This window comes from Thiothrix fructosivorans (assembly GCF_017349355.1).
Classification (GTDB): Bacteria; Pseudomonadota; Gammaproteobacteria; order Thiotrichales; family Thiotrichaceae; genus Thiothrix; species Thiothrix fructosivorans.
Genome location: NZ_JAFMPM010000005.1, coordinates 1 through 20,355 on the forward strand (window position 1 = coordinate 1; position 20,355 = coordinate 20,355).

Consider the following 20,355-nt stretch of genomic DNA (forward strand, 5'->3'; position numbering starts at 1 on the left):
TTTTGGGGGGCATCCAGACGTTGTATCTATTGGGCTTTTACTAAGCTTCTTCTGTTAAGCGAATACGCTGCGCGGCAGGCAATCCTAGTTTTTTGCCAGCTTGCCCACGTCGTACCCACGCTAATTTATCCAGCGGTTGTGAAGCGCGAAGTTGCAAGTTGGGTGCTAACTGCGTCAAACGCGCTACCGGATTGCCGTGGGAGGTGACGATGATTTCTTCACCAGCTTGGGCATATTTGAGGTATTTGGAGAAGCAGTTTTTTAGTTCGCGGATAGAGACGTGCATCGTGTTGCCTCACATGCGTTTTCGCTCTTGGCTGCTTCGTGGCGTTCCTGAATCAGTTCTTGCACAAGGTCGCGTCCTGCGGGGATTTTTTGTGCTTCTTTGCGGATACTTGCCCAGAGTTGCGCTTGGGGTTTTAGCACCAACTGACCGTTTTCAACCCATGCAATCAGGCGTGTTCCCGCTTTCACATTGAGTTGTGCGCGTAAAACGGCAGGTATGATAATACGCCCCTGCTTGCTGACGGAGAATTGTACTGCCTGCTTCATGCTTACTCCGAGGTTGTTGCTAGAGCTTTGAGTGTACAAGCAATTAACGGTGTTTGCTAAGGATACGGATTTCACGCAGCCGTATTTGAGCATGGTCGGGTAGACTAACTTGAGATTGAATTTTACCGGAGAATCTGGGGTGTTCTTTGTGTTTACGGTGCGTTAATCTGTAAACTGCTTACGTGATTGATAGGATATTTCATCATGTCGATAGCTGAATTATTACCATCTGTAGCCTTACTGCCCCACGCGGATAAATTTCGCTTGGTACAGTTGTTGCTGGAGCAATTGGCGAAAGAAGAGGGGATTGTTTTGCATGATCCTGCCACTACCGCTTCCCCCGTTCCCGTGGGTAGGGTGTATCGCAGCGGACGTTCTGACGTATCCGCCAAAGCCCGTTCATTACTCTTGTCTGGACACACATTCGCCATTTGCATCTAACGGATGAATGTAGTCTGATCCATTCATTTGGGATTTTTATGAGTTGAATATATCTAACCATTTTTTCCTTCTTTTGATGCTTTGTTTATCAGCACGCAAAAAATAGAAGAAATCTTCGTAGTGTGGAATTACCATGTCCTTGTGCTGTGTTTCTTCGTCATGGGTTCTATGTGCCATTGATTCAAGTAAGAAGTGGATTGGTTGCAGTATTTCAATCAGTCGCCAGATGATTAAAGGAGTACTTTTCTGGACGACATACTGACGATATAAACAATCAAACACCGTCATTGGATGATCATGTTCATCGAGATGAGGAGTGAAGTCGTTACGAATTCCTTTTCTATCCATCCGATAAATTAAGTTCAGGGCGGATCGTTCCCGTATTTGGTGTGATGTGTACTCTTCGTAGATGTCACTTGCTACCTCTAACCCATCTCCTTATACACAAATCAATCCATTCCCAACTCACTAGCCATCTGAATACCATAAATACAGTCCAGCACTCGTGAATAGCCCAACCAGATACTTTTAGCCCCCGGTTCGCCATCGGATTTTCTGCCCAAAAAGCCACCCAGTTCTGCCAGATTGCGGATCACTTGATTGAGGGTAGGTATGCCATCGGGTAGTGCTTTTTTGCCGAGCCGGAAGGATACTTTCCATTCCAGCGGGTCAAACACCAGATCAGCCGGAAGTTCTGGGCAGGTACGCCCCAACCGCATCAGAAACATAATCCGCCAAGCCACCATGATGTAGAGCGCGAGGGCTTTTTCGATGCGCTCTTTGGTCTCCAGTTGCAGTTTTTCGACGCGACAGCCAACTTTCAGGACATCAAAAAACATTTCGATTTCCCAACGCGCTCGATACCAGTCGATAAGTTCACAGGCAGCATCGGCTGTTTCCACACAACGGTTGGTGACTAAACGCCAAATGAGGGGCGATTTTCCGGCGGGTGGGTTAATTTCTTTGGCTTGAACCAAGGTCAATAGCATCGGATGCTGACTCTTGGGACGCAAGGTATAACGTAACACCTTGATTTCTTGTACCACTTTGCGGGGCTTTTCACCCTGCTTGCGCGGTTTGGTAAAGGTGATACGGGTCAACGCCTGTTGTTGCTCAATGGCATCCCACAGTTTGAGGTCATCTCCTAATGCACGGTTATGTTGCGCCCGTATCAGCAGGTCAGCCGGGTAATTCAAGGCTTGCGCCCGTTGGAGCAAGTCGTAAAAGTCGCTTTCACGGTCGCCAGCATAGATGAAGCGGTGTTCAGGGCAGCGTGCCGCCAGTTCGGCTACCCGTTCATACCCTTCAATCCAACGACGGCTTTCTTTGATGCTGGGGTTGGCTTGGTCGGCCGCTTTGCTCAATCCCCGTGACCACATCCACGTATCGGTGATGCCCAACGGCAAACGTTCTGGGGTAATACACAAGGTCGGATGCAGGTACATCCCGCGTTGCTTATCGTAGGATAACCGCCCCAAGCCCTCGGTTTCCTGTCCATTGAAGTCCAGTTCGGTCGTATCTTGAATACACAGGATAATCCGCGAGTCTTGTTGACGAATTCGGCACTCTGTCGCTTCAAAGTGGGATGCCATCAAAGCATCATGGCTCACCGCTTCATTCCAGAAGAAACGGTACGTCGCCAAGGTGCTTGACCAACTCTGGCAAGCCTTGGGGATACTGGATTGGGGCACTTTTAGCATGGCGTTGAGAATATGGGCTGCGCGTGTTTCGAGGCGCTTGTCTCCCAAATCAAGATCGGTGAGTTCGCTAGATGACCAGTTCATGGGTGTAAATTGCTTATCTTACATCAGCTTGGGAACTTGTGTATAAGGAGATGCCTCTAACCACTTGTCTAGTGGGCTTCTGTCCTGTTTTGCTTCACACACTTCATTCAAGTTGAAGTACCGACTACCAACACCGTATTCTGTGAAGAAATCAATCAATGCTTCATCGTTTTGTGTGCTAGACGGTGTTGCAGCATTTGGATGAAGATAGATAGGTAATAGTTTCAATGACTCAGTGTAAAGTGTTCTGATGTCGTGTCCGAAGTCTTTCTTTAACTGTTTGATGGTTGGTGTCTGATAGTTATTCGTTAGCATATAGTGGGTAACAACTGCTAGTTTCAGAATTCGTTCCATGCCAATGGATATATGGAAAAAAGCTGAGTAAAAATAACCGTCTTTGTCCTGAAAAAAGTTTGCTTTTAATAGCAAATCAAAACCAGATAAAAGTGTGTTTTTGGCAAGATGTGCTTCTTGAGCGAGTAAAGAAAACTTTTTGTCAAAACCAATTTGAGACTGTAAACTGAACTGTGTAACTGCTATATAACAGCGGAAACACCCGCCAAGGAGCAGTCACATGGAACCCCTGAATCCCGTCCTGATGGATGAGCTATTAACCGATTGCAAAACGCCTGCTGATGTAAAGAACCTTTACAGCCAGCTCCTGCAACGGATGATCAACCGCAGCCTCGAAGCCGAACTGGACGCGCACCTGAAATACGACAAGGGTGAGCGTAGCGATATAGGGCAACGGCGCAGCAACACCCGCAACGGTAAAGGCAACAAGACCATCAAAGGCGAGTTTGGCGAGTTGCAGGTGGAAACACCGCGTGACCGTGACGGCAGCTTTGAGCCAAAGCTGGTGCAGAAACGCCAGATACGGCTGGCAGGGATGGAAGAACACATCCTGACACTGTATGCCAAAGGCATGACCACCCGCGACATTGAAGACACGGTTAAACGGCTGTACGGGGTCGACATCTCGCACACGCTGATTAGCGAAGTGACTGAAGCCGTCCAAGGCGAAGCCAAAGCTTGGCAATCACGGGCATTAGACAACATCTACCCGATTGTCTGGCTTGATGGGATTATCGTTAAAGTTCAACAAGATAAGCAGGTCATCAACAAAGCGGCGCATGTGGTGCTGGCGGTCAACCTACGCGGTGAAAAGGACGTGTTGGGCATCTGGTTAGCAGAAAATGAAGGGGCGAAGTTCTGGCTGTCGGTGTTGACTGAACTACGCCACCGGGGCGTGCAGGACATCTATGTGGCTTGCATGGATGGCTTAAACGGCTTGCCGGAAGCGGTCAATGCCGTCTTCCCCAAAACATTGACCCAGTTGTGCATGGTACACATGGTTCGCGCCAGCTTGCGCTACGTCACTGCCAAAGACACCAAAGGTGTGGTGGCAGCCCTCAAACGCATTTACCAATCCAGTACCGCTGAAGAAGCGGAACGCGAACTGGAAGCACTGGAGACTGAATGGGGCGACAAATACAAAGCGGTCGTGCGTCTATGGCGCGGCAACTGGGCGAATGTCATCCCCTTCTTCCAGTTCCAACCCGAAATCCGCAAGGTGATTTACACCACCAATGCGATTGAGTCCCTGAACATGAGTTTGCGCAAGTTCACCCGCAATCGGCGCATCTTCCCCAGTGACAGTTCAGCCCTCAAAAGCCTGTATTTGGCGGTGCGCGAAGCCTCGCAAAAGTGGTCGGTTATCCACCACTGGAAGCCTGCTTTGCAGACCTTTTTACTGATGTTCGGCGAAGAGCGCGTCCCGCTCTCCGCCCTATGAAAATTTGTTACACAGTTTATTTGACAGACTCACCAATTTGTTTCATTTTGTATCCTAATGAAAAATTGTAGACGCGAACTGCGTTACTGCTCTTGGTGGCAATTTCAGACTCTAGTTAAGCCCCAATCTTCCCCATCAACTTAACCACCCACTCCTCCCGCTCCTCCACGGTCGGGAGTTCGATTTCAAACCGCAACTTATCCTGTCCATCCAGCTTAAACACCCACGGGCGTTTCTGGATCAGGGTAATCACCTTCATCGGGTCAATATTCGGCTTGTCGTCAAAGATAATCCGCCCACCCTTGACGTGCATATCCAGCTTGCGGATGCCCAGTTCCTGCGCCCGCAGTTTGACCCGCGTGACGCTGAACAGCGTCTTGGTCGGTTCTGGCAGCAGCCCGAAACGGTCGATCATTTCTACCCGCAATTCGTCGAGTGCCGCCTGCGATTCCGCGCTGGCAATGCGTTTGTAGAGGATCAGCCGCGCATGGACATCCGGCAAATAATCGTCCGGGATCAGCGCAGGCGCACCCAATTCCACCGTGGTGCGGCGGCTGGTGGCACTCAATTCCGGCACTTTGCCCGACTTCAACGCCTTCACCGCCCGTTCCAGCAGGTCGTTGTAGAGGTTGAAACCGATTTCCTGAATCTGTCCGCTTTGCCCTTCGCCGAGCAATTCGCCCGCGCCGCGAATCTCCAGATCGTGCGTCGCCAGCGTGAAACCGACTCCCAATTCTTCCAGCGATTCAATCGCTTCCAGCCGTTTGACCGCATCCGGCGTAAGCGCGGATTTCGGCGGCGCAATTAGGTAGGCATAAGCGCGGTGGTGTGAACGTCCGACCCGTCCGCGCAACTGGTGCAACTGCGCCAGCCCCAGCTTGTCGGCACGGTTGATCAAAATCGTGTTGGCGGTCGGCACGTCGATGCCGCTTTCAATGATGGTAGTGGCAATCAGAATCTGGAAACGCTGGTGGTAAAAATCGCTCATGATATTTTCCAGCTCATTCGCCCGCATCTGCCCGTGGGCATGGCGCACCGTCACGCCGGGCAACATCGCGCTCAGTTCCTGCTCTACCTTGTCGATGGTTTTGACCTCATTGTGCAGCACGTACACTTGCCCGCCACGTGACAATTCCCGCGCACACGCCTCCTGAATGATGGTCTTGTTCCACTCGCACACAAAGGTTTTGATGGCGTGGCGTTGCGTCGGCGGGGTGGCAATGATCGACAAATCGCGCAAGCCCGACAGCGACATATTCAGCGTGCGCGGAATTGGCGTGGCGGTCATGGTCAACATATCGACATTGGCACGCAGCTTTTTCATCTGCTCCTTGTCGCGCACCCCGAAGCGGTGTTCCTCGTCGATAATCACCAGCCCCAGTTGCTTGAAATGCACATCGTCCTGCAACAGCTTGTGCGTACCGATCACGATGTCGATCTTGCCGGAGGCGAGTGCCTCCAGCGCCTTGTTGGTTTCCTTGCCGGTCTTGAAGCGTGACAACGATTCGATATTGAACGGCCAATCCGCAAAACGGTCACGGAAATTGTTCAAATGCTGTTGCGCCAGCAAGGTGGTCGGCGCAATCATCGCCACCTGCTTGCCTGCATTCGCCGCCACGAACGCTGCCCGCATCGCCACTTCGGTTTTGCCGAAACCCACATCGCCGCACACCACCCGATCCATCGGCTGCGCGGAACGCATGTCCTTGATCACGTTTTCAATCGCCAGTGCCTGATCCGGCGTTTCCTCAAACGGGAACGCGCCCGCAAACAGGCGGTAATCGTTGTCGTCAAACGGGAAACTATGCCCCTGTTGCGCGGCACGGCGGGCGTGGATGTCGAGCAATTCCGCCGCCACATCCCGCGCTTTTTCCGCTGCTTTTTGCCGTGCCTTGTCCCACTGCTCATTGCCGAGGCGGTGCAAAGGCGCGTGTTCCGGGTCTGCCCCGGTGTAACGGCTGACCAGATGCAGCGCGGCAACGGGAACGTACAGCTTGTCGTGGTTGGCGTATTCGATCAGCAAATATTCCGCCGTCACCCCGCCTGCCGTGACCGTTTCCAGCCCCAGATACCGCCCGACCCCGTGTTCTTCGTGCACCACGGGTGCGCCTTCGTTGAGGTCGGTCAGGTTGCGGATAATCGCATCGGCATCGCGGGTAGCTTTGCGACGGCGGCGTTGCTGCTGGATTTGCACCCCATGCAGCAGGTTTTCGGGAATGACCGCAATCTTCGCATCGGGTAGCCAGAAACCGTTTTCCAACGGCGCGACCGTGACCGCCATTTCGGCTTTGCTACCGAGGAAATCCTGCCAGGTTTCCAGCGTTTTGACGGTAATGCCGTTGTCTTTCAGCAACGTGAGGAAGGCTTCGCGCCGTCCGGCGGATTCAGCGGTGAACAGAACGCGCCCTTGCAGGTCTTTGAGGAAGTTGAACAGCAGGAACAGGGGCTGTTCTTGACGGGCGTGGATTAGCAACGAGGGGAGGGCGGCGATGGGGTAGTTAATTGAATTCTGGTCAACGGCAGAAGAGGGCGGCCACAGGGGGCCGCCCCTACCAATCCCCGTAGGGGCGGTCCCCTGTGGCCGCCCTTCTTCCGCGATTTCTTTAAACCGCTGCACCTCAACCCGTGGATAATCCCCAATCCAACTCCCCAACATCGCCGCTGTCAGAAACAACTTCTCCGGCGCAAGCAACGGCCTTTCAATATCGTGCCGCCGCTGCTCATACCGATACTCCACCGTCTCCCAGAACGTCTTAACTGCGGCATCCACACCCTCAGCGAGTACCAGCAACGTTTTCTTCGGCAAATAATCAAACAGCGTCGCGGTATGTTCAAAGAACAGCGGCAAGTAATACTCAATCCCCGCCGGAGGTTTGCCCTGACTCACGCCTTCGTAAATGCGGCTACGGGTCAAATCCCCCTCAACTTGCGCCCGATAATTCTGGCGGAAGGTACGAATCCCCGCTTCATCCAGCGGAAATTCCCGCGCTGGCAGCAATTCAATGCTATCCACCACCACATCGGTGCGCTGCGTTTCCGGCGAAAAGGTGCGGATCGAATCAATTTCTTCGTCAAACAAATCAATGCGGTAGGGCGTATGGCTGCCCATCGGGAACAAATCGACTAGCGAGCCACGGGTGGCGTATTCGCCATGTGCCATCACCTGACTGACGTTGCGGTAGCCTGCTTCTTCGAGTTGCTTGCGCAATTTGTCGATATTGAGCGGCGAACCTTTGCGCACCACGAAGGTATGTCCGTGCACATAACTGGTGGGTGCAAGTCGATGCAATAGCGTGGTGGCGGGTACGAGCAAGATGCCGCGCTTGAGATTTTGCAGCGTTGCCAGCGTTTTCAGGCGTTCGGAAATGATGTCTTCGTGCGGGGAAAACACGTCGTAGGGCAGGGTTTCCCAATCCGGGAAAATATGGCGCGGGATTTCGGGCGCGAAGAATTGCAGTGCGGATTCCATCTGGTAGGCGGTATGCACATCCGGTACAACCAAGAGCAACAAGCCATCAAACCCTTGAGCGGACTGGGCAATCAACCAGTCGAGGGATGCGCCGTATAACTGCCCCCAGCGGCTATGACCATTAGGGGTGGCAGGGTAATGAGGCTTGAGCAATGCAGGCATGAATACGAGCTTATGTTCTGGAAAGCCCGTATTCTAGCGGATGGTGGCTTGCTTGTCCTGATGCTGTGGGTTGGTGATGGTTTTTAGGCGGCGTTCGAGTGTGTTACGTTCCTGTGGGCTTAACATTTTTAAGACATAATCGCGGTTCGCCGCAGCTCCCGCTTTGCCTTGCAGCGCGGCACGGGAAAGCCAAAATGCCGCCGAGGGTAAATCTTTGGCTGTGCCAATCCCATGTGCCATGTACGTGCCGAGGTTGAACTGGGCATTGCTGTTGCCCGCTTCTGCTGCCTTGTGAAACCATTCATGTGCTTGGGCAAGATCCACTTTCACGCCTTGCCCGTTAGCAAAGAGAATGGCGAGTGCTAATTGAGCATCGGTGTAGTTTTGTGCGGCGGATTGACGATACCAATACAGTGCCATTTCGGGATCTTTGGGTAGATCCGTACTTTGTTCATACATGAATGCAACAGTGTATTGGGCAGCCGGATTGCCTGCTTCAGCGGATTTACGTATCCACTGAATGCCTTTGTCATGATCAAGGGTAACGCCTTCGCCAAGTAAGTATTTAATGCCAAGGTTGTACTGTGCGCCTGCTTCACCTTGCTGCGCGGCTTCACGATACCAGCGTATTGCTTCAGGGAGATTTTTGGGCGTGCCGTTACCTTGATCGTACATCAAGCCTAAGTTAAACGCAGCGGCGGGATCGCCTTGCTCTGCTGCTTTGCGAAACCAGTGCAGGGCTTGTGACAGGTTTTGAGTGAGCGCGATGCCTTGTAAATAACGTACTCCCAGATCAAATTGCGCATTTTTGTGCCCTTGTTGCGCAGCTTGTGTATACCAGTGTGTGGCTTCATCTGGGTCTGCTTGTGTGCCTTTGGCAAAGTCATGCAGCAGGGCAAGGTTATATTGTGCTTCGACATCGTGTTGCTGGGCAGCTTGTTCGAGCCAATAGCGGGCTTTTTCGGTGTTTTTGATGACCCGCAAATACAGTAACCCAACATTGTATTGTGCATCCAAATGCCCTTGTTTTGCCGCTTGTTCGTAAAGCTCGACCGCTTTAGCCGAATCTTGCTTTACATAGCTGCCGTTCTCGTACAGATTGGCAAGTTCAAACAACGCGGGTGCGTAGGCTTGTTGGGCAGCTTGTTCTAGCCAATGTAAGCCTTGCTGTAAGTCTGTGCCTTCTGGTTTGTTGTTCAGACGATCTTTGGCTTTGGCGAATTGTGTGGCGGCATCTGGCGTATTATGGTCAAGGGCATTGGCGGCGCTGGAAAGGGTGGCGATGGCTTCCGCTGGTGGCGCATCTTGGGCGAACGCTGGCAATGCTAATATCAGCAAGACCACGGCGCTGATGCCACGGTGTAGTGGTGGTAAAAATGTACTAAGGTACATGGTAATGAAGCCCCCGGATCAAGAAATCAGGAAAAAGTTTTTATTCTGTTCTATATATCTTAATTATAAGTAAAAAAAATGCCTTTATAAAACTATTTTAAGCACGATAAAGTGGTGATGTTGTACCTTTCGTCGAGTACAGCGCTTACTAGGTTCAAACGTTTGTTAGTCAGGAGTATGGGTTTTGTCAGGAGAACTAATTGAAATAAAAGGTGAAATGACCTTGATCAGTGTGTTGCGACTGGCCTCCGCTGAGATAGAATTGATTCGCCAAGGTGTGCAAAACAAGCGGGATAGTGTGCCGCAATTGTTTGCTAATAGCCCTTTAGTGGTTGATTGTAGTCAGTTGGGTGATGGCTGCGCGGCATTGGATATGGTGCGCTTGCGAGCAACCATTCTAGATTTGGGCTTTATTCCCGTGGGTATCCGTAATATTACGGATACGTGTGTGGAGGCGGCAATACAAGCGGGTTGGGCAGTATTACGCGCAGGGCGTGCGACGGGTGCATCCGTCAGAGTTGAACGCTCGGTTAGTGAAGAAAAAGCCGATGCAGATGTGCCCACGACGGTCATGACCAGTGTTAAAGTGATTGATCGCCCGTTACGTTCAGGTCAGCAGGTGTATTTTCCCGAAGGCAGCCTGGTAATTTTGCAGCACACGAGCGCTGGTTCAGAAATTTTGGCGGGTGGTTCGGTGCATGTTTACGGTTCTTTACGGGGTCGGGTATTGGCAGGCATTGGTGGCGATACCAGTGCACGTATCTTTTGTCAGAAATTAGAAGCCGAACTGGTGGCAATCGCTGGTCATTATCGCTTGCTGGATGATATTGATACCAATTTGAAAGGCTCGCCTGCAATGGTTTGGTTGGAAGGTGAAAAATTAAAAATTGCCCCGATGTTCTGAAAGTTTACACATTTTTATGCTAAATAAAGTTCGCGATATTTGTTAATATCGTTGAGGCATGGCTAAGTGAATACTAATCGTGCCATTTTATAAAGAAGGAGCATCTTTTGAGTAGAATAGTTGTCGTCACCTCCGGTAAGGGTGGCGTTGGTAAAACCACTACCAGTGCCGCGTTTTCAACCGGGCTTGCCATGCGTGGTTACAAAACTGCCGTGATTGATTTCGATGTGGGGTTGCGGAATCTGGATTTGATCATGGGCTGTGAACGGCGCGTTGTCTATGATTTCGTCAATGTTATCAATAATGAAGCCACACTTAATCAAGCCTTGATCCGCGATAAGCATGTCGAGAATTTGTATGTGCTGCCCGCTTCGCAAACCCGTGATAAGGATGCGCTGACTCCCGAAGGTGTTGGCAGGGTCATGGATGAATTGCACGAGTTGGGCTTTGACTTTATCGTGTGTGACTCCCCTGCCGGTATTGAGCGTGGTGCACACATGGCGATGTATTACGCCGATGATGCGGTGGTAGTGACGAACCCCGAAGTCTCATCCGTGCGCGATTCCGACCGAATTTTGGGCTTGCTGCAAAGCAAAACCCATCGCGCCAAGCAAGGCGAGACAGTGCGGGAACACTTGCTGATTACACGCTATTCTCCTGCGCGGGTACAGTCCGGCGAAATGCTGAGCATGGAAGATATTCTGGAAATTCTGGCAGTGCCGCTGATTGGGGTGATTCCTGAATCGCAAAGTGTCTTGCAAGCATCTAATAGTGGTGCACCCGTGATCCTCGATAAGGCGAGCGATGCAGGGCAGGCGTATGATGATTTTGTGCGCCGTTTCCTAGGTGAAACAGTCCCTCACCGCTTCTTGGAAGTGGAGAAAAAGGGCTTCTTCAAAAAGCTATTCGGGTGATCTATGGGATGGTTTAGTTATTTTAAACAGGAAAAAGCCGGTAGCGCCAAGGTTGCCAAGGAACGTTTGCAAATTGTGATTGCGCATGAACGTCTTGACCGCAACGGCCCTGAATATTTGCCGCAATTACGTCGGGATATTATGGAAGTTATCCGCAAATACGTGGCAATCACTGATGATCAAGTCAATGTCCAATACGAAAAAGGCTCTGATTTCGACGTGTTAGAATTGAATATTGCCCTGCCTGACCGCGAGCATTAAGCAGGAAACGATGCCCACAAGTTCTTTTTTACCAATAAAGTGTGTGTTGTTCGATTTGGATGGCACGCTGCTGGATACAGCGGCTGATTTACTCGCTGCCTTAAATGCAGTGCTGCATTCCGAAGGACGCGAACCTTATACCTTAGCGCAAGTTCGCCACACGGTTTCGCACGGTAGCCTCGGTATGTTGGAGCTGGCGTTTGGTCTTGCCCAAACGGCTGTCGAGATAACGCGTCGTCGCGCGGTGTTTCTGGATTATTACCAAGCCCATATCAGTACGCATTCACGCTTGTTTGAGACGATGCCAGCGGTGTTGGCGGCGTTGGAAGCAGCGCGGATTCCGTGGGGAATTGTTACCAACAAACCCGAATACCTGACGTTTCCGTTACTGGCAAATTTGAAACTGGATACGCGTGCAGGCTGCGTTATCGGCGGCGATACATTGGCGGTCGCGAAACCGCATCCGCAGCCCTTATTGTTGGGGGCAACGCGTTGTGGGGTTGCGCCACAACAGTGTTTGTATGTTGGCGATGCTGAGCGCGATATTGTCGCGGGGCGCGATGCGGGCATGACAACGCTTATTGCCGAATGGGGCTACCTCAACGCCAATAACGAACATCACCATTGGCCTGCCGATGGCAGTATTGCCAACCCTACCGATATTCTCGCTTGGTTGCACTAATGGAGGCTGCTCCGTTTCAATTAGGCGCGTTCATTGACCAACATATTGTCTTCATCACCGCAGTGATAATGTTTGCGTTGGGCGCATTAGTCACGCATTTTGTTTACAGTGCACCTTTGCAACAAGCCCGCCGTGAACTTGAACGCTTGCAGTTGCAATGGCAAACCGAAGAGCAAATCAACGAGGAACGCTTGCGCCTGTTGGATGATGCGCAAGACCGTTTGCACAATACGTTCTCAGCACTTTCACAGCGGGCGTTGCGCGACAACAATACCCAGTTTTTGCAATTGGCGCAGGAGACGATGGGGCGTATGCACGTTGAATCCCGTGCGGATTTGGAGCAACGCCAGCTTTCTATCCAGCATTTAGTTGATCCGATTCGCGATGCCTTGGCGAAAACCGAGGCGCAAATTCGTGACATCGAGAAAGATCGGCTGGCGAGTTTTGGCGTGCTCAGTCAGCAAATTCGCGGCATGATGCACGATCAAACCGCGTTACGCAGCGAAACCGGGCGGCTTGCCTCCGCGTTGCGCACCCCTGGTATTCGCGGGCAATGGGGCGAACTCAGTTTGCGGCGTATTGCGGAACTTTCCGGCATGGTCGAGCACTGCGATTTCGTCGAGCAAACCCAGCGTAGCAATAGTGACCGCACCATCCGCCCCGACATGGTGATCCGAATGCCGGATGCGCGGGAAATGATCGTCGATGCCAAAGCGCCGATGGATGCTTACCTCGATGCTGTCAATGCCGACAACGAAGACAGCCGCAATCGCCATTTGCAACGCCATGCCCGCCATGTGCGTGATCACGTCAAAGTGCTCGCAGGCAAACGTTACTGGGAACAGTTTGAGCAATCGCCGGATTTCGTGGTGCTGTTCATCCCCGGGGAGCAATTCCTTGGTGCGGCGTTGGAACAGGATAAAACCTTGTTGGATGATTCCTTGAATGACAAGGTGATTCTTGCCACGCCCTCGACGTTGGTGGCACTGTTGCGGGCAGTGGCCTTTGGTTGGAAACAGACGGTATTGGCTGAAAATGCAGGCAAAGTAAGGGATGTAGGCGAGGAATTGCATAAGCGCCTTACGGTTTTCCTTGACCATCTGGAGCGTTTGGGGCGTAATCTCGGCAGCAGCGTGGATACCTACAACAAAGCGCTAGGTTCGTTGGAACGCAGTGTGTTGCCGGGCGTGCGCAAACTGTCGGAGTTGGGGATTTCATCGGGGCGGAACATTACTGAGCCTGTGCCGGTCGAAGCTGTGCCACGCCGTCCGTATGTCAAGGATACTGAAACTGATGTTGAAACCGATTAAAACGCGCTATTACCTCACCCTGTTGCAGATGTTGGTGATCCTGTTCCTATTGGGGCTGGGCATTTTGCTGAACAAAGAGGTCGTCACTCAATTTTTCAATACCACGCAAGCCGGGCAGCTTGGGTTGGTGTTGAATGGCATTGTGCTGCTGATCTTTTTAGCTGGCTTAGTGCGTATGATTATGATTTTTCTCAGCTATACCCACGAGCAAGATACGCTGCAACGCTTTTTAAAACGCTTGCAAGACAATGCACCGAACCCCGCTTACGGTTTGTCGGATGCCTCTCTGATCGTGGATCGCTACCACGCGGTACAGACCATTGCTCGCCAACAAGCGGAAATTAACCACGGTGCGCTCGCCGCGACCTTGGTGGCTAGCCAGACGGCGCAGTTCACGCTGGTACGTTTTGTTAACAGTATCCTGATTTTGGCGGGGGTTTTTGGGACGGTGGTTTCGCTGGCGGTGGCGTTAATGGGCGCGGCAGGTTTAATGAATTCCAGCGATAATATGAAAAACATGTGGGACATTATCGGCGGGATGTCGAACTCGCTGAGTACGACCGTGACCTCGATTGTGTGTTATGTGTTTTTTGCGTATTTCTACTTGCGTTTGCAGGATGCGCGTACTCAATTGCTGACTAACGTTGAAAACGTTACCACGCTGTATATTTTGCCGCGCTTCCAACACCAGAGTAATAACTTGCTGCACGACGTATCAGTATTAGCGGCAGAATTGCGCACGGCGGCAGAAACCATTAATCAGGTGCAAAATCGCTTTTTGCAAGCCGGTGAACGTTTGCAACTGGCGGCGGATGCGTTGCAAAGCGCGGTGGGGCATAGCGGCGACGATATTCGGGTGATTCGCGAATCATTACGGGAAGGTTTCCGCTTGGATGCCAAGGATAAACAGCCATGAGCGGCGGTTTTCCTTCATTAACCGGCGGTCAAGACGATTTGGAAGAAGGCTTTTGGTCGTCTTTCAGCAATGTGATGATGGTGATCCTCAAGATATTCTTGTTGGTTATTATTGTTATGGCGCTCAATAATCGCAAGTTGCTGGATGAATTAGAAAACAGCGTGCAAGCCCAAGAAGTTGCGCAGCAAGAAGCCGAATCCGCCGCCACGCAAGCACAACGATTGGCTGTCGCCGCGCAAAAATCCGCACAAGTCGCCGAATTCCAGCTCAAAGCCAATGCCACGCTGGAAGAGCAATTGGATTACTTGCAGCAACGTTCGGCGTCTTTAGAAATGGATTTATTGCGTAGCCGTGCCGAAGCTGAAGAAGCACGCACTACGAGTACTAGCAAAGATACCGAACTTTCCCGCTTACAAGCACTCACACAGGAACAAGCTAGCACGCTGACGCAACGTGAACAGTCGTTCAGTATGCTGCAAACCGAGTTGGCGAGTAAAAACACCGAAGCGCTAGGCTTGCGTACCAAGGTGGATGAGAGCGAGAAAAAGCTGCTGAGTATGCAGGGTGAACTCACCGAATTGGATCAGAAATACCAGAAATTGCTGCAACCTGCGCGTTCTGCCAAAGGCAAAAAAGTGGTGGAAGTGATGTACAGCAAATCGGGTTACAGCATCCGCAAACCGGGTGAGGCTGCTGCTCAAAGTGTGACGCGTGCAGCGCTGGAAAGTGAGTTAGGCGGTTTGAAGGCGCAGCACGGCACAGAGTTGTACGTGAAAGTGGTGATTCCTGACAACAGTGGCTTGTCGTATAACGAAGCATGGCGGTTTACTAACGACATGCTCACGAAATACGACTATTACACCAGCCCTTAAGACTTAGCAGGTTTGCTTTGGCGTTGGCGTAGGGCTTCATACAAGCATACGCCCGTCGCAACTGACACGTTCAAACTCGACACTTGCCCCGCCATCGGGATCGAAATCAGGTAGTCGCACGATTCTTCCGTCAGGCGGCGAATCCCCGCGCCTTCCGCGCCCATCACCAGCGCCATCGGCCCTTTCAAGTCAGCTTGATACAGGGTTTGCTTGGCTTTGTCGCTTGTACCTGTTAGCCAGATGCCACGACTTTTGAGTGTTTCCAGCGTGCGGGCAAGGTTGGTGACGGGGATAAACGGGATGATTTCCGCTGCACCAGAGGCGACTTTGCGCACGGTCGGGGTAATGCTGGCAGCATTATCCTTGGGCGCAATCACCGCGTGCACACCCGCACCTTCGGCGGTACGCAAACATGCGCCCAGATTGTGCGGATCAGTTACGCCATCCAATACCAACAGAAACGGTGGTTCGCTCATGCCATCAAGCATGTCGTAGAAGTCGTTTTCTGTCCACGCTTTGAGTTTGTAATACTCGGCAACAATGCCTTGATGGCGGTTATTGCCTGCCATTTTGTCGAGTTTGTCCTCATCAATGAGGAAGACGCGCATTCCGTTTTCTTCCGCCATCTTTTCCAATTTTTTCAGGCGGTCGTTGCGGCTGCGTTTGTCCAGCCAGATTTGTCCGAGGTTTTCGGTATCGTTGCGCAAGGCGCTTTCAACGGCATGTACGCCGCAAATAATGGATTTTGACATTAGGTGGTCGGTTTCTTCTTACGGGGTTTTCTGTTTGCCGGTTTTTTAGGACTGGCAGGTTTTTGGCTGGCGGTCGGATCAGATTTTGGTTCGCGTTCCGTTTTGCCTTTGCTGGCGGGTTTACGGCTGCGGCTGCTGGGCTTTTTGGTGCGTGTTGCGTCGGCTTCGCCGTCAACTTTGGCGAGTACGAAGTCGATTTTGCGTTCGTCCAAATCCACGCGTGCCACGGTGACGTTAATGGCATCGCCGAGGCGGTAAATGCGCCCGGAGTTTTCGCCCGTCAATTGGTGATGCGCGGCATCAAAGTGGTAGTAATCGCTGGTCAGGGCGGTGATGTGAATCAAGCCTTCCACGAAGATGTCTTTGAGTTCGACAAATAAGCCAAAGCCCATGACGCTGGTAATGACACCGCCGAAGGTTTCGCCGATGTGTTCCTGCATGTATTCGCATTTGAGCCATGCGGTCACGTCGCGGGTGGCATCGTCGGCACGGCGTTCGGTCATGGAACAGTGTTCGCCGAGGGCTACCATGTCTTTGTGGGAATATTGGTAGTCTTTGACTTTGCCGCCGCGCACTAAGTGGCGGATGGCACGATGTACCAGCAAGTCGGGGTAACGCCGGATTGGTGAGGTGAAATGCGCGTAATACGGTTGTGCCAAGCCGAAATGCCCGTTGGAGTCGGGGCTGTACACGGCTTGCGACATGGAACGCAGCAACACGGTTTGAATCATATTGCGGTCAGGGCGGTCGCCTAGGCTGTTCAGCAGCGCGGTGTAATCATTCGGGGTGGGTTCGTCGCCACCACCCAAACTTAGTGCGAGGCTGGCGAGGAATTGGCGTAAATCCGCGAGCTTTTCCGGCGTGGGGCCTTTGTGGGCGCGGTGGAGTGCGGGGATTTTGTACTTGCTGAGGTAGGTTGCAGCGCATACGTTGGCGAGGATCATGCACTCTTCGATCAGCTTGTGTGCGTCGTTGCGTTCGGTGGGAACAATCGCTTCGATTTTGCGTTCGGCATCGAAGACGATGCGCGTTTCGGCGGTTTCAAAGTCGATTGCGCCTCGGCGGTCACGCGCTTTGCGCAAGACGTGGTACAGCGAATACAGGTCGTCGAGGTGTTCGCACAGTTCTTGCGGGTGTTGACGACGCGCATCCATATTGCGCTCGACCACGATCTTCGCCATCTCGGTGTAAGTCAGACGGGCGGCGGAGTGCATAATGCCTTCGACGAATTGGTAGCTGATCAGTTTGCCGCGTGCGCCGATTTGGATGTCGCAAATCATGCATAAACGGTCAACGTGCGGGTTGAGGGAGCACAAGCCGTTGGAGAGGATTTCGGGCAACATCGGGATGACTTTGCCGGGGAAATACACGGATGTGCCGCGTTCGGTGGCTTCGCGTCCAATCGCAGAATCGGCTTGCACGTAGTGGGATACGTCGGCAATCGCCACCAGTAAGCGCCAGCCGTTGCCGTCGCGTTCGCAGTAAACCGCGTCGTCGAAGTCTTTGGCGTCTTCGCCGTCGATGGTGACGAAGGGGGTGTCGCGCAGATCTTCACGGCGTTTGTCGGCTTTGTCCGATTCGGGCACTTCGTAGCCGAATTTATCGGCTTCTTCGGTGATGTCGCTTGACCAGCCGTGTGGCAGTTGGTGGCTGCGGATGGCTACGTCGATTTCCATGCCAGGGGCCATGTGGTCGCCGAGTACTTCGACGATTTTGCCAGTGGGCTGGGCGCGTTTGGAGGGTTGTTCGACAATCGCGGCGACTACGATTTGACCGGGTTTGGCATTGCCTGCGGCATCAGGAGGAATCATGATGTCTTGGCTGATGCGCGAATTATCAGGGGTGACAAAGCCGATATTGCCTTCCATGAAATAGCGCCCGACGACTTGGGTGGTGCCACGTTCTAGCACTTCGACGACCGCCCCTTCGCGGCGACCTTTGGGATCAAGACCACGCACGCTGCACAGGGCACGGTCGCCGTGCATCAGCCCGTGCATTTGCTTGGCGTGCAGGAAGAGGTCGGGTGTGCCGTCATCGGGTTTCAGAAAGCCGAAGCCGTCAGGGTGCCCGATGACGCGCCCCGCAATCAGGTCGGTGCGTTCGATGGGGACGTATTGGCGGCGGCGGTTATAGAGTAATTGCCCGTCACGTTCCATCGCACGCAGGCGTTTTTTCAGGGCATCAACATCACGTTCATCGTGCAGGTGCAACGCTTCGGTGAGGGTAGCAAAGTCTAGCGGCTGTCCTTGTTCCGCCAGCAGTTGCAAGATGACCTCGCGGCTGGGGATGGGATTTTCGTACTTTTCGGCTTCGCGCTGACTATGGGGGTCGTTAAACTTCAAATTGTGTCCTTGTGTGGTTTGTCTTTTCGTATGGACGCAGTGTAACAAAAAAATGTAATAAAAACGCGTTTTGGTGTTTGACAAGATGCCGCAAGCTCTATATATTTCGCCTCTCACAAGGCATTAGTGCTTTGCGAATTGCCGAGATGGCGGAATTGGTAGACGCGCTAGTTTCAGGTATTAGTGGGGGCAACCCCGTGGAGGTTCGAGTCCTCTTCCCGGCACCAAATTTAAAGGCTAGTTAGCAATAACTAGCCTTTTTTGCGTCTAGCACATAGGCTTTCTGTGATTGATTATAACCCTCCCACCCACACCGACCTGAACATCCTCTACCTCGATGATTCCCTCATCGTGGTCGATAAACCCACTGGTCTACTCTCTGTTCCTGGTCGCGGTGAAGATAAACACGATTGCATGATTACCCGTGTGCAAGCCGAATTCCCCGATGCACTCATTGTTCACCGCCTTGATATGGGGACATCCGGCATCATGGTAATGGCACGCGGTAAAACGATGGAACGTTCTCTAAGCATCCTGTTTCAAAACCGCCAAGTCCACAAACGTTATGCCGCAGTCGTTACAGGAAAAGTGTCACCTACCCGTGGTGAAATCAACCTGCCTCTAATGACCGATTGGCCTAATCGCCCGCGCCAAATCGTCAGCTTTGAATGGGGTAAACCGTCACAAACGCGCTATCAAGTGCTGGCATACGATGCGGTAGCGGATACGACCCGCGTAGATCTAGAACCGTTGACAGGGCGCACCCATCAACTCCGTGTACATCTGCAAGCCCTCGGACACCCGATCCTCGGTGATGAGCTATACGCCGACCCCATTATCTGTGCGCAGGCAGCGCGTTTACTGCTCCACGCCGCCGCCATTTGCTTCCCACACCCGCAATCAGGGGAGATTTTAACCATTAACAGCCCGATTCCTTTTTAATGGCTAGTATCCTGCGCAGGTTTGAGTCAAAATTCATACAATCGTTATCGGGAACTCTGTGGGCTAACTAGGTTCTAAACACCGTGACGATATACTATAAATTATTGAGGTGTTCACTTATGAAAATTTCCATGCGTACTCTGTTGATTGGTACTGTTTCTGCGGCATTGATGGCGGGTTGTAGCCCCACGGGCGAAATGACGCGTGCGCAACAGGGCGCTTTGATTGGGGCTATCGGTGGTGCAGTTGTTGGTAAAAATACCGGCGACAAAGACAAAGGGCACACCATCGCTGGCGCAGTCGTCGGTGGTCTTGCAGGCGCTGCTATCGGCAATTACATGGATCAACAAGAAGCAGCATTGCGTCAAAACATGCAAGGGACTGGCGTAGAAGTTACCCGTCAGGATAACAATATCGTGTTGACCATGCCGGATGCGATTACGTTTGATACTGCACAAGCAGGTGTTAAGCCCCAGTTCTACGGTGTATTGAACAACTTGGCGAGCACGCTGAACCAGTTCCCAGAAACCCGCGTACAAATCGCTGGTCACACGGATAACGTTGGTAGCGACGCGTCTAACCTGCAACTGTCACAGCAACGTGCGAATAGCGTGCGTACTTATCTGGCAAGCACGGGTGTTGCGGCACAGCGTATGCAGGCAGTAGGTTACGGTGAAAGCCGCCCGATTGCGGATAACAGCTCTGATTACGGTCGTGCGCAAAATCGCCGCGTTGAAGTCACGCTAATCCCCGTTCAGATGTAATAACGCAGGTTATCGTCGGAAATCCGGCACATAACCTATAATCCGTTATATGATGAAGGCTCCATCGGGAGCCTTCTTTGTGTAAAAAAATGGATTTAACG

20 protein-coding genes and 1 tRNA gene are annotated in these 20,355 nt (G+C 52.2%); 12 read left to right on the forward strand and 9 right to left on the reverse strand.

Features of this window, described 5'->3' with window-relative positions; translation table 11 throughout:
- Positions 1-40: 40 nt before the first annotated feature.
- Both J1836_RS01060 and J1836_RS01065 read right to left on the reverse strand, forming a co-directional pair.
- Positions 41-286, reverse strand: coding sequence for a type II toxin-antitoxin system Phd/YefM family antitoxin (locus tag J1836_RS01060; protein ID WP_207249430.1), 246 nt, complete (start codon positions 284-286; stop codon positions 41-43).
- Positions 262-552 (reverse strand): AbrB/MazE/SpoVT family DNA-binding domain-containing protein, encoded by a 291-nt coding sequence (locus J1836_RS01065; protein WP_207249431.1) that lies wholly within the window; start codon positions 550-552, stop codon positions 262-264. Before J1836_RS01065 ends, J1836_RS01060 begins: the two co-directional genes overlap by 25 nt.
- Before the next feature lie 204 nt (positions 553-756).
- On the opposite strand from J1836_RS01065, the gene J1836_RS01070 reads away from it, so the two are divergent.
- Entirely contained in the window at positions 757-993 is a 237-nt protein-coding gene (locus J1836_RS01070; protein WP_207249432.1) for a hypothetical protein, read from the forward strand.
- A 36-nt stretch (positions 994-1,029) separates the two neighbouring features.
- On the opposite strand, the gene J1836_RS01075 is transcribed toward J1836_RS01070, so the two are convergent.
- The 3 genes from J1836_RS01075 to J1836_RS21355 form a co-directional block, all read right to left on the reverse strand.
- Positions 1,030-1,341 carry a hypothetical protein gene (locus J1836_RS01075; protein WP_207249433.1) on the reverse strand — a complete coding sequence of 104 codons (312 nt, stop codon included), beginning with the start codon at positions 1,339-1,341 and terminating at the stop codon, positions 1,030-1,032.
- A 101-nt stretch (positions 1,342-1,442) separates the two neighbouring features.
- The gene (locus J1836_RS01080) at positions 1,443-2,777 is read right to left on the reverse strand and encodes an IS4 family transposase (protein ID WP_207249434.1); all 1,335 of its coding nucleotides are present in this window, start codon (positions 2,775-2,777) and stop codon (positions 1,443-1,445) included.
- 18 nt (positions 2,778-2,795) lie between these two features.
- Positions 2,796-3,131, reverse strand: a complete 336-nt coding sequence (locus J1836_RS21355; RefSeq protein WP_242632677.1) for a hypothetical protein — start codon at positions 3,129-3,131, stop codon at positions 2,796-2,798.
- Between the two features lie 220 nt (positions 3,132-3,351).
- On the opposite strand from J1836_RS21355, the gene J1836_RS01090 reads away from it, so the two are divergent.
- Complete coding sequence (locus J1836_RS01090; protein WP_207249428.1) at positions 3,352-4,572, forward strand: IS256 family transposase; 1,221 nt, start codon at positions 3,352-3,354, stop codon at positions 4,570-4,572.
- Positions 4,573-4,687: 115 nt separating this feature from the next.
- On the opposite strand, the gene mfd is transcribed toward J1836_RS01090, so the two are convergent.
- Positions 4,688-8,203 carry a transcription-repair coupling factor gene (gene mfd, locus J1836_RS01095; protein WP_207249435.1) on the reverse strand — a complete coding sequence of 1,172 codons (3,516 nt, stop codon included), beginning with the start codon at positions 8,201-8,203 and terminating at the stop codon, positions 4,688-4,690.
- A gap of 33 nt (positions 8,204-8,236) precedes the next feature.
- A complete protein-coding gene (locus J1836_RS01100; RefSeq protein ID WP_207249436.1) occupies positions 8,237-9,595 on the reverse strand; it encodes an SEL1-like repeat protein in 1,359 nt (452 codons plus the stop codon).
- Between the two features lie 184 nt (positions 9,596-9,779).
- Between J1836_RS01100 and minC the strand changes: the two genes are divergently transcribed.
- The 7 genes from minC to J1836_RS01135 all read left to right on the forward strand — a co-directional run bounded on the left by minC (position 9,780) and on the right by J1836_RS01135 (position 15,454).
- On the forward strand, positions 9,780-10,499 hold the full coding sequence (minC, locus tag J1836_RS01105; RefSeq protein ID WP_242632678.1) for a septum site-determining protein MinC: 720 nt from the start codon (positions 9,780-9,782) through the stop codon (positions 10,497-10,499).
- Between the two features lie 107 nt (positions 10,500-10,606).
- Positions 10,607-11,413 (forward strand): septum site-determining protein MinD, encoded by an 807-nt coding sequence (gene minD / locus J1836_RS01110; RefSeq protein WP_207249437.1) that lies wholly within the window; start codon positions 10,607-10,609, stop codon positions 11,411-11,413.
- A gap of 3 nt (positions 11,414-11,416) precedes the next feature.
- A complete protein-coding gene (gene minE, locus J1836_RS01115; protein WP_207249438.1) occupies positions 11,417-11,674 on the forward strand; it encodes a cell division topological specificity factor MinE in 258 nt (85 codons plus the stop codon).
- A 10-nt stretch (positions 11,675-11,684) separates the two neighbouring features.
- Entirely contained in the window at positions 11,685-12,356 is a 672-nt protein-coding gene (locus J1836_RS01120) for an HAD-IA family hydrolase (RefSeq protein ID WP_207249439.1), read from the forward strand.
- Entirely contained in the window at positions 12,344-13,666 is a 1,323-nt protein-coding gene (locus J1836_RS01125) for a DNA recombination protein RmuC (protein WP_242632679.1), read from the forward strand. Before J1836_RS01120 ends, J1836_RS01125 begins: the two co-directional genes overlap by 13 nt.
- Positions 13,650-14,582 (forward strand): hypothetical protein, encoded by a 933-nt coding sequence (locus tag J1836_RS01130; RefSeq protein ID WP_207249440.1) that lies wholly within the window; start codon positions 13,650-13,652, stop codon positions 14,580-14,582. The genes J1836_RS01125 and J1836_RS01130 overlap by 17 nt, the downstream gene beginning before the upstream one ends.
- Positions 14,579-15,454, forward strand: a complete 876-nt coding sequence (locus tag J1836_RS01135) for a hypothetical protein (protein ID WP_207249441.1) — start codon at positions 14,579-14,581, stop codon at positions 15,452-15,454. Before J1836_RS01130 ends, J1836_RS01135 begins: the two co-directional genes overlap by 4 nt.
- Here J1836_RS01135 and rlmB read toward each other — a convergent pair.
- Positions 15,451-16,206 carry a 23S rRNA (guanosine(2251)-2'-O)-methyltransferase RlmB gene (gene rlmB, locus J1836_RS01140; RefSeq protein WP_207249442.1) on the reverse strand — a complete coding sequence of 252 codons (756 nt, stop codon included), beginning with the start codon at positions 16,204-16,206 and terminating at the stop codon, positions 15,451-15,453. The two genes, J1836_RS01135 and rlmB, sit on opposite strands and share 4 nt — an antisense overlap.
- Entirely contained in the window at positions 16,206-18,548 is a 2,343-nt protein-coding gene (gene rnr, locus J1836_RS01145) for a ribonuclease R (protein WP_207249443.1), read from the reverse strand. The genes rlmB and rnr overlap by 1 nt, the downstream gene beginning before the upstream one ends.
- Before the next feature lie 140 nt (positions 18,549-18,688).
- On the opposite strand from rnr, the gene J1836_RS01150 reads away from it, so the two are divergent.
- From J1836_RS01150 to J1836_RS01160, 3 genes are all read left to right on the forward strand, one after another.
- Positions 18,689-18,775, forward strand: a tRNA-Leu gene (locus tag J1836_RS01150).
- A gap of 58 nt (positions 18,776-18,833) precedes the next feature.
- Positions 18,834-19,490, forward strand: coding sequence for an RluA family pseudouridine synthase (locus J1836_RS01155; RefSeq protein WP_207249444.1), 657 nt, complete (start codon positions 18,834-18,836; stop codon positions 19,488-19,490).
- A 119-nt stretch (positions 19,491-19,609) separates the two neighbouring features.
- A complete protein-coding gene (locus tag J1836_RS01160) occupies positions 19,610-20,254 on the forward strand; it encodes a YiaD family glycine zipper/OmpA-like lipoprotein (protein ID WP_207249445.1) in 645 nt (214 codons plus the stop codon).
- Positions 20,255-20,355 lie beyond the last annotated feature (101 nt).